The 598-nt window shown below is 53.5% G+C and carries 3 protein-coding genes; all 3 read right to left on the bottom strand.

Annotation, left to right across the window (positions count from 1 at the left end):
• On the bottom strand, positions 1-121 hold a 121-nt coding region (locus tag ACWWFX_RS25440), incomplete at its 3' end, for an ead/Ea22-like family protein (protein ID WP_473225111.1).
• Positions 118-348 (bottom strand): hypothetical protein, encoded by a 231-nt coding sequence (locus tag ACWWFX_RS25435; protein ID WP_045343402.1) that lies wholly within the window; start codon positions 346-348, stop codon positions 118-120. The genes ACWWFX_RS25440 and ACWWFX_RS25435, both read right to left, overlap by 4 nt.
• Positions 345-593, bottom strand: a complete 249-nt coding sequence (locus ACWWFX_RS25430) for a transcriptional regulator (protein ID WP_473225120.1) — start codon at positions 591-593, stop codon at positions 345-347. Before ACWWFX_RS25430 ends, ACWWFX_RS25435 begins: the two co-directional genes overlap by 4 nt.
• Positions 594-598 lie beyond the last annotated feature (5 nt).

Here is a 598-nt window from a genome sequence, read left to right as displayed (position 1 = left end):
CATCGACGTTTAGCAGCGCCTCATCAAACAACTCATCATTCGGCATCATAAGCAGACGCTTCATTGCCGGTAGCGCCTTTTCCGCCGCTTCACGTAATGCTCGTTTGTCGATGTTGCTCATTGGGCGCCCCTTGTTGCTTTCTTCTCGTCAACGCTCCAGGCTGTAGCCAGTGCTCCAGTCACCTGCATAAACGAGTGCTTTACTTTCACCGAGAAAGTTTCTCCTGTGGCCGATACCGTTTCGATGGTGGTCAGCTCGCCGCCGCTTTCGAAATCAGGGTAGAACTGCGTTACAAGGTTACTTTCGACAATCACCGATCCGTCCGGCGTGTGCATTTTCAGTTTCATACCCCTACCCTCCCCCAAACCATCAATACCCTTCTCATCGCCGGACTGTTGCGGCACTCCTGGCAAATAACATTCACTGACTGGCGCTTAACCGCAGCCTTACGCTTCAGGCCGGACAGGTGGTAAATCCGATGGCCGGTGCGCCCGGTGAATTTGATTTCGCCTGCCTTTGCCATTTCGCAGATTGCTGCTGACACCTGCTTCACCGTCAGGCTCAAAGCATCCGCTATCTGTGGTGATGACATGCGTC

Source organism: Pseudocitrobacter sp. 2023LY-00077, from assembly GCF_055796175.1.
This window is presented reverse-complemented; position numbering and strand designations above follow the sequence as displayed.

What these genes read in the sequence shown, in the direction of transcription:
- ACWWFX_RS25435 (WP_045343402.1), bottom strand. Translation starts at nt 348, where the DNA reads ATGAAACTGAAAATGCACACGCCGGACGGATCGGTGATTGTCGAAAGT.
- ACWWFX_RS25430 (WP_473225120.1), bottom strand. Translation starts at nt 593, where the DNA reads ATGTCATCACCACAGATAGCGGATGCTTTGAGCCTGACGGTGAAGCAG.